Genomic DNA, 8279 nt, shown 5'->3' with positions numbered 1-8279 from the left:
GCGGCGCAGGCTGCTATAGAAGACTGATCCGGTTATGAATGTTCGATTTCATAATAGTGAAATTGGAGTTCCATGACTATGAAAATAAAGTTCCATGCCTGTGAAACAAAAGTTTCATGGGTATGGAATTCTTATTTTATCGTAGTATCCGATGATTTTCGAGAATAATTTATGAAAAAAAGTACCGAAGAAATCACAAAATAATGTACATTTGTTTTTTGATGATGAACGAATAAACAATATCTACGTATGGAGCGATATTTAATAATTAAGACGAGAGATGAATTATTGCGTATCAAAATAGGGCAGATCCTCTATTTTGAAGCAGATAGAAATTACACTAAACTACTTTTATCTAACGGAATTCAATTCACATTTGCAATCAACATAGGAAAAATTGAAGAAATATTGGAGAAACAGGTCGCAGGTTGTAACACAATCCTGATGCGTGTAGGTAAAAGCCATATCATTAATAAAAATCACATCTTGCAGATAAATTTACCCAAGCAGAAGCTATTATTGCTAACGCAGGATGGAAAACCGAGGGAGTTGGTGATATCCAAGGATCCCTTGAAGGTATTGAAAGATACGCTCGAAAAGGAAATGGGAAAACCTGAAGAACCAAAAGTTGTTACAGAATGATCATCAGAATTGGAAAAGCTAGCGATAATGATTTTGTAGTAAACGACCCTCATGTAAGCCGGTATCATGCAAAGCTGATCCGTGAAGAGGGGGGATGTTGGCTACTTGAAGATTTGGGATCGACAAACGGAACATTTGTCAATGGTGCCCAGATCGTTAAGAAGCATGTTACTCCCAGCGATACGATCAAGCTGGGAGATAATTATGTGTTAAACATTTCCGAAGCCTTGAAGTCCAACAACGATTACAGCGAAGAGTTTGCTGCGCTGAAGCAAGTTTACGATAATTACATTCAAGCAAAGGTTAAGATACAATCTTCTAATCAATTTAAGACCAGATTATTCCAGTCTCTTCCATTTGCTCTTCCCGGTGTAGTGGGGGTTGTGATCGGTTTCCTAGGGAAAGGAAGTCCGGAACTGTTCGGATTGAGTCTGTTTATTACGATCTGTGCTCCGACCGTCGGTATCTACCTGGGTGCGAAACAGTCGGCCAAGATCCCACAGTTGCTGCAAGATCTGACCAATCAATTCAAAATCGATTATGTTTGCCCCAAATGCGGAACGTTTTTGGGTGAAATACCCTGGGAATCATTGCGCAATAGAAAACAATGCCCGATGCCTTCTTGTAAAGCTAAATGGGTGAGCGAATAAGAATCTGTTTCATATACTAAAAGTAATACTTTCGTACAGTAAACCCAAACATTTGATTATAAGGAACTATTTTGTGCTTGGATGTCAGCTCGTTTCCCTACTTTTGTTTCCAGAAAATTTAATTATAACATTTTATGCAAGAAGAGGATTACACATTCGTGACTTTAGACAGCGACGATGCTATACTGACCGACGCTGTTATTGTGGATGTGGACGGGGAAAACGACTTGTCGGATGTTGTAATGATTGACGAAAGTATTGATGTTTCTGATTTTATTACATTATCCGATGACACTATTATGTTGTCCGACGCAGATATGCTGGATACATATTCAACCGATATTGACGGATCTGATATATCGTTCATTTTATGATTTCCGTTAAATGTCCACATTGCCATGTTGGGTTAAAGGTAGACGAGGGGAAAATTCCCCTCGATATCACCTCTTTCAAATGCCCGAAGTGCAGACAACCGATTCCAGTCTCTTTGCTATCTATGGAGAAAGGAAGTGCCGCATCTGAATCGGAAACGGTTCTGATACAGCCTCTTCGTATGACGACCGGACATCTCTCTGTAATTGCAAATGCTGATACGCCGGAGCAAACTTTCCCTCTTCAGGAAGGTGTCTATATCATCGGACGAAAATCCAAGGCATCTACTGCTACGATCGGTATTGTGACGGCTGATAAATCAATGAGCCGAGAACATATCCGGATCGAGGTAAAAAAAGATGCCAAAGGAGGCTATAAACATTATCTTTCTGACAATAATAGTAAAAATCATACGTTATATAATAGCAATTACTTAGAGAATGGAGAGATTGTCGTACTCAATAATAATGATGAAATTATTATTGGTCGCACAGTTCTCCGATTTAATGAATAAAAATAGTCTATGCTATGAATATAACGATCGGCAACCCCTGGGCAGTCAGTGAAAAAGGAGGCAGATTGAATAATGAAGATTCTATCTTTCCTTTGCCGGAAACGGCAAATTCCAATCAAAACTTATTTTTGGTATGTGATGGTGTCGGGGGGGCTGAAAAAGGGGAGATTGCAAGTTCATTGGCTTGCGAGTCTTTCCAGACTTTTTTCTCAACTTTTCGTGAAGGTGAGCCGAACGCAGATTTTATAAATAAAGCGATTCGTTATACCGAAGCACGTTTTGATGACTATGTAGCAATTCATCCGGAAGCCAAAGGAATGGCAACCACCTTGACCATGACCTTTGTAGGTACGACCGGCATAACCTTGGCGCATGTGGGGGACAGTCGGATTTACCATTTCCGGAAAGGAGAAATCTTGTTCCAGACTGAAGATCATTCATTGGTTAATTCGTTAGTGAAATTAGGAAAAATCACCCATGAAGAGGTTGCACATCACCCACAGCGGAATGTGATCATACGGGCTATCCAAGGGACGGACCGTCCGACAGAGGCTGATGTCGTACTTTTGGATGATATCAAGGCTGGTGATTTTTTGTTCATGTGTTCGGATGGTGTACTCGAACGTCTTAACAATGATGAGCTTTCGGATATATTCAAGCATTTAGGTGGTCCGGAAGAGATTAAAAACGCAATCATGTCCGCTTGTAGCGGGAAAACACGCGATAACTTTTCTTTTTATATCATACCTATACAAAATGTGTTAGATTCCGCAGGAATTAAACAAAATATTCTTTCATTCCTTTATTCTTTTATATAAATAACGTAATTTTGGCAGACTAATAGAATTGCGCATAGTATAGTTATGAATTTGCCAAACGGACATGTTCTTCAGAATGGAAAATATCGGATCACTCATGTAATCGGTCAGGGCGGCTTTGGTATAACATACAAAGGCGTCTGGTATACGGAGGTGAAGGGATCGTTAGGAACCGTACAGACAGAGGTGCCTATTTGCATAAAAGAATACTTCTTTAAAGACTATTGTTACAGGGAAGCAGAATCATTTGCTGTCAAGGTGCATTCCGAGACAGGAAGGGTTCTTTTCGATAAATTCAAAGAGAAACTTATCAAGGAAGCCAAAATTCTTTCTGAAGTTCACCATCCTCATATAGTGAATGTGCTGGAAGTTTTCGAAGAAAACGGCACGGCTTATATTGCCATGGAATATATTCCCGGTTGTTCACTCAAATATATGATGGACAGGGAAGGCATATTGCCGGAACCGAAAGTCCTCAGATATGTTCGCCAGATAGGAGAAGCACTCCAGTTTGTACATGAAAAGAACATTCTTCACTTGGATATCAAACCCAGCAATATCCTGATTGACTCGTCAGGGAAAGCACGTCTGATTGATTTCGGCGTGAGCAAGCGATATGACATCGAGCAACAGGAAACAAGTACGACCATGCTTACCTTATCAAAAGGATTTGCCTCGATCGAACAATACGATAACGAAGGAACACAAAGTTTTTCACCCTGTCCGGATATCTATTCGCTCGGTGCTACCATGTATAACCTTTTGACAGGGAAGATTCCGACCGAATCTATTTTGCGGGCAACACGTCCTTTGCAGAATCCGTCGGAACTGAACAGGAATATATCTCCTAAGACAGAAGCCGCTATAATCAAGGCAATGCAAATCATTCCGGCCGATCGTTTCCAAACGGTGGATGAAATGATGGCTGCATTAGATTTTTCTGCGGAAGAAGAAATACCTGCAAATGAGTTGCAAAATACAGACGGGCAGGAGGCGGATGGTGAGACAACGGTCATACATCCGAATGAGCAATCGCCTCAGAATGAGGAGGACGAAGATCGTACGATTATAAATAGCGAAGAAATTATTTCTCAGCCCTCTAAGAAAAAAAGAAAAGGGATGCTGATATCCGTGCTTATTGCTATATTTGCCAGTGCAGGATCTGTTGTCGCTTTTCTGGTGCTGGGGAACAAAACCTCTACGAAACCGGATGTAACGGAGTTGATTAGCCCGGTCGAAGAGGAAAAAGATTCAATAGGCATCTTTCAAGACACAACTGTTTCGGAGGTGAAAGAAGCATCTATGCTTAGCGAGAAGGATAAGAAAACAGAGGCAGCAATGGCCCGACAGCCGGAAAAGGTGACGCCCGTTGTTGTTGATGAACCCCGGAAGCAACCGGATACAAAGCAGGTTCCGGCTGAAGGAAATAAAATAACAATACAGCCAGTACAGCCTACTGCTGAAGAAATTGAGGCGAAATATGTCGCTTTAATAGCTTCTGGCAAGGAGAAGATGGGAAAAGCGGACTTTACGAACGCAAAGAAAGATTTCACGAAAGCGAAAGAAACCAAGTTGACGGAAGAGGTCGTACGCCTTTTGATTTCTTGTGATGAAAAGGAAGCAGCCAAACTTTTGGCCGACAGGAAAGCTCAATATGAGATGAAGAAAACTTTCGGGAACTTTACAATTGTACGAAAGAAATCGACCATGTTATATGGGGCGATCGATTCGGATGCGAACGAGCGTATACCATGTAAATACCGTAATGTCGGGATTGCCGAAAATGGCCGTGCTTTCGAACGTAAAGATGGTTTGTTCGATATCTATAATGCTGATGGCGTGTTGGTAAATGAAGGATCAACGTATTATTAACGTGTTTATGAAAAGACTTTGGATTTTAACTCTTTTTGTTGCGTTGCCGATGTGTTTGCTGGCTCAACAAAAAACAGAATATAACAGAAAAGGTGACGAGGCGATGAAACGCTTGGACTATAGCGATGCAAGGATGTGGTATGAAGAAGGTGTCGTGCAATGTGATCCTTACAGTATCGAGCAGCTCACATCGATTTGGTTAGCCAACCAGAGAATGCGTCCATCAATGCACAGTCTGATGAACAAGTGTCGGGCTTGTCTGGAACTGATGGCCAATAATGAGGATACAACAGCCATTTCGCAGCTGATAATCTATTATACCGAGGGGATAGGAACTTCCAAAAACGAAACTTTGGCCCAATCCTGGCAAGATCGTCTGGAAACACTTCGCAAACCGGTAGAGCCCGTTTTCTATCCTTCTGCCAACCCAATAAAGCCAGATACTCCCAAAGAACCGATGAAGTTCTTTATTGGTTATGCCTACTCCATAGAAGCACCTTATGGCTTGACAGTGGGAGGGGTGAAATCTCGTTTGGGTTGGTTCCTGCGTTTTAAGACCAATCTAGGTTTTAAGGAGTACGACGGGGAATGCCGGGGAACAGATGAGTTTGTCGGCCCTACTCCCGATAATCCGTTTTATTTCACGAATAAGAAAAAGGTGAATAACTATGCCGGTACAGCTGGTTTGGTTGTAAAATGTACATCCTGGTTATATACGTCCGTAGGTTTAGGATATGGCAGTCGGGAATTATTATGCGAATATATCACAATCGATAATTCGGATTATAGAATAGAAAAATCCTATTGGGCGAAGAATTTGGATTATTCTTATAGCGGGTTAGCTGCCGATCTGGATGTAATGGTTAAGTTCGGTCCTGTGTTTGTAAGTGCAGGGTGCAATACGTTGAATTTTAAATATGTTGATTTGAATGCCGGTGTCGGTCTGTTTTTCTAATAAGAATTATTTATGAAACACATATACTCAATCTTTTTATCAGCTGTTTCACTTTTATGGATGCTTTCCGGATGTGTGGAAGATCCGGATATGGATACGCGTTTGCAGAAAGCAAAGGCTCCGGAGGTTTCCGAGACTTCAATGGAAGGAGAAGCATATGCTTCTTCGATCACTTTAAAGGCTCAAATAATGAAAGAGAACGGTTTGCCAGTAAAAGAATGTGGGGTTTGTTGGAGTACCCAAACAGGAACGGAGCCGCTTGAGAACATGCGTAACAAGCGATATACAAAAGCTGATAAAATAGAAAACCACAATTTTACAGCTACCATATCCAATTTGGAAGATAGTACAAAATATTATGTATATGCTTATGCTATTAATGATATAGATACTGCATTTTCAAAAACAGAAGGAGCGTATACGACAATAAATGGTATTGGAGAAGTTGCGACTTTGGATGTGGATAGTGCCACAGTAAAAGCAACTTCCACTTGGGTAAAAGGGAAAGTTAAGAATCGGGGAGTCGGCATTGAGAAATTAGGTTTCTACTATAAGAAAAAGAAACAAACCGGAGATATCGAACCTTCGGATCAAGATTCCGTTATCACATACGAAGGGAGTGACTTGGCAACTGTCGATACTTTCTCCTGCCAGATTACGAATCTGGAGCCGGAAACTTGGTATTATGTCCGTGCTTTTGCCAAAAATCAGTTTGGCGAGTTTGCTTTTAATGTGGACTCTTTTAGGACTACAGATGGCAAACCTTTTGTCGGTAAGTTGAGTCTGATAAAAGACAGTACGACTTTCACCACAGCCGATCTGTCTGCTTTCTTGATCAACGAGGGAGATGCACCTGTCAGTGCCTATGGTTTCTGCTGGAGTGTAGAAGAAGAGCCAACGATAGAAGCCGATACAATCACTTGTACGAATCTTGCGGATAATGGCAAATTTACAGGAAGGATCCGGGGCTTGGAATCGGCCAAAAAATATTATGCAAGGGCCTATGCCATAAATGACTTCGGTACGGTATATAGTGAAGAAGAAATTACGATTTCGACAAAAAGCGAGAAGCCGAATATTATAACATTCCCCATCACCCTTGATTCGATCAAAAGTGATGGAACAGTTCACATTGGCGGGGAGTTGCAGAATGGCGGAAACAGTGCTGCTACAGAGTGGGGAATTTGTTGGTCTTCAAGCAATAAGGAGCCGAGTATCAAGGATAATCATGTTGCTGTAGAAGACTCGATTTTCACATATGCTTTATCGGCATTGAAAGGGGCTACAAATTATTATGTAAGAGCTTACGCTGTAAATGAACATAGCCTTGTCGGGTATGGCCAGACACAAACATTCAAGACACCTGACATCTTTACGGAAAAGAGCATATACATAGGTGAAGACCGTCAATATTCGGCAAGCTTTGTGCTAAACGGACAAGCCTATATCGTTGGTGGGGATTTAGGAGATAAACGCAGTAACGAACTTTTTAGTTATAATGTGGAAACAAATGAATGGAAATCCCAACAAGGATGCAGTGTCGCCTATTCGCACATGGCTGCTACCGTCTACAATAATAGAGCCTATGTCATTGGAGGACTTGACAAACAAGTGGGAATAGAATGTCAAGTGTATACATCTGAAAATAATAGTTGGTTATTCGAATTCCCTTCGTTGCCGAAGGGACGATTTAACTCTGTCTGTTTTGTGTATCGTGATTCCTTGTACGTTTTTGGTGGTACTGACAATAGTAGCAATATGAATGAAATAGTACGTTATGATCTTTCAACTCAAAATAGTGGAGAATGGACTACAATTGCCAAAGTGAACGAAGCAAACCAAAGAGGAGGCGTCGCATTTGTTGTAGAAGATAAAGTATATGCAGGTTTAGGAGAAAAGAGTAATGGTATTCGTAACGGCTTCTACGTCTCTTCGGATAGCTTGACAAAATGGGAGCTGATTCCCTCTATACCTGCACAGCTCGGTGTTATTTCTTCTGGTGTTTATGATGAACAGAAAAAGAGCTTCTTTATGATTGACAACGACGGAAAAATTTGGGAATACAATTTGACTACAGAGCAATGGACTTCACGCTCGTTATGGATTCGTATGAAAAATTATCACATGTTCATGCTGGATGGATCGATCTATATTTTAGGGCAAGATATCTATCAAAAGAATAAATTCACTGTATACAATCCAATATGGGATAATTGAATATGAACAGAGCAACTATCTTAGAAGAAATCCGGAGAAATGTTGATTTGCTGTCAGTGACAGATCAGCCGGAATACCAATACATTCCGCTACACCAGAAACCTTCACCATCGGTGACGGCACTCAGGGAGATCATGACCTTGCTCCGCAAGGTTATTTTTCCCGGTTTCTTCGGAACGGAACAGGAGGCACAGACGGATTCTATACAATATTATACGGGTGTATATCTGGAGCAGGCC

The 8279-nt window shown here is 41.1% G+C and carries 8 protein-coding genes and 1 pseudogene; all 9 read left to right on the top strand.

The window, feature by feature from the left end; translation table 11 throughout:
• Nucleotides 1-249 precede the first annotated feature (249 nt).
• The gene (locus BHV83_RS10770; protein ID WP_005641912.1) at nucleotides 250-642 is read left to right on the top strand and encodes a LytTR family DNA-binding domain-containing protein; all 393 of its coding nucleotides are present in this window, start codon (nucleotides 250-252) and stop codon (nucleotides 640-642) included.
• A complete protein-coding gene (locus tag BHV83_RS10765; RefSeq protein ID WP_005641914.1) occupies nucleotides 639-1292 on the top strand; it encodes an FHA domain-containing protein in 654 nt (217 codons plus the stop codon). The genes BHV83_RS10770 and BHV83_RS10765 overlap by 4 nt, the downstream gene beginning before the upstream one ends.
• A 134-nt stretch (nucleotides 1293-1426) precedes the next feature.
• The gene (locus BHV83_RS10760; protein ID WP_005643312.1) at nucleotides 1427-1666 is read left to right on the top strand and encodes a hypothetical protein; all 240 of its coding nucleotides are present in this window, start codon (nucleotides 1427-1429) and stop codon (nucleotides 1664-1666) included.
• The gene (locus tag BHV83_RS10755) at nucleotides 1663-2178 is read left to right on the top strand and encodes an FHA domain-containing protein (RefSeq protein WP_122205975.1); all 516 of its coding nucleotides are present in this window, start codon (nucleotides 1663-1665) and stop codon (nucleotides 2176-2178) included. The genes BHV83_RS10760 and BHV83_RS10755 overlap by 4 nt, the downstream gene beginning before the upstream one ends.
• Nucleotides 2179-2192: 14 nt before the next feature.
• The gene (locus BHV83_RS10750; protein ID WP_122115812.1) at nucleotides 2193-2996 is read left to right on the top strand and encodes a PP2C family protein-serine/threonine phosphatase; all 804 of its coding nucleotides are present in this window, start codon (nucleotides 2193-2195) and stop codon (nucleotides 2994-2996) included.
• Between the two features lie 45 nt (nucleotides 2997-3041).
• Nucleotides 3042-4868 carry a serine/threonine-protein kinase gene (locus BHV83_RS10745; RefSeq protein ID WP_122205976.1) on the top strand — a complete coding sequence of 609 codons (1827 nt, stop codon included), beginning with the start codon at nucleotides 3042-3044 and terminating at the stop codon, nucleotides 4866-4868.
• 7 nt (nucleotides 4869-4875) lie between these two features.
• Entirely contained in the window at nucleotides 4876-5823 is a 948-nt protein-coding gene (locus tag BHV83_RS10740; protein WP_022322984.1) for a hypothetical protein, read from the top strand.
• Between the two features lie 12 nt (nucleotides 5824-5835).
• Nucleotides 5836-8040: a Kelch repeat-containing protein gene (locus BHV83_RS10735; RefSeq protein ID WP_005648993.1), complete on the top strand. Its 2205-nt coding sequence runs from the start codon at nucleotides 5836-5838 to the stop codon at nucleotides 8038-8040.
• A 2-nt stretch (nucleotides 8041-8042) separates the two neighbouring features.
• A pseudogene (locus BHV83_RS10730) lies at nucleotides 8043-8279 on the top strand (serine acetyltransferase); the annotation flags it as partial.

The sequence above is a fragment of the Parabacteroides sp. merdae-related_45_40 genome (assembly GCF_001915675.1).
This window is presented reverse-complemented; position numbering and strand designations above follow the sequence as displayed.

What these genes read in the sequence shown, in the direction of transcription:
- BHV83_RS10770 (WP_005641912.1), top strand. Translation starts at nt 250, where the DNA reads ATGGAGCGATATTTAATAATTAAGACGAGAGATGAATTATTGCGTATC.
- BHV83_RS10765 (WP_005641914.1), top strand. Translation starts at nt 639, where the DNA reads ATGATCATCAGAATTGGAAAAGCTAGCGATAATGATTTTGTAGTAAAC.
- BHV83_RS10760 (WP_005643312.1), top strand. Translation starts at nt 1,427, where the DNA reads ATGCAAGAAGAGGATTACACATTCGTGACTTTAGACAGCGACGATGCT.
- BHV83_RS10755 (WP_122205975.1), top strand. Translation starts at nt 1,663, where the DNA reads ATGATTTCCGTTAAATGTCCACATTGCCATGTTGGGTTAAAGGTAGAC.
- BHV83_RS10750 (WP_122115812.1), top strand. Translation starts at nt 2,193, where the DNA reads ATGAATATAACGATCGGCAACCCCTGGGCAGTCAGTGAAAAAGGAGGC.
- BHV83_RS10745 (WP_122205976.1), top strand. Translation starts at nt 3,042, where the DNA reads ATGAATTTGCCAAACGGACATGTTCTTCAGAATGGAAAATATCGGATC.
- BHV83_RS10740 (WP_022322984.1), top strand. Translation starts at nt 4,876, where the DNA reads ATGAAAAGACTTTGGATTTTAACTCTTTTTGTTGCGTTGCCGATGTGT.
- BHV83_RS10735 (WP_005648993.1), top strand. Translation starts at nt 5,836, where the DNA reads ATGAAACACATATACTCAATCTTTTTATCAGCTGTTTCACTTTTATGG.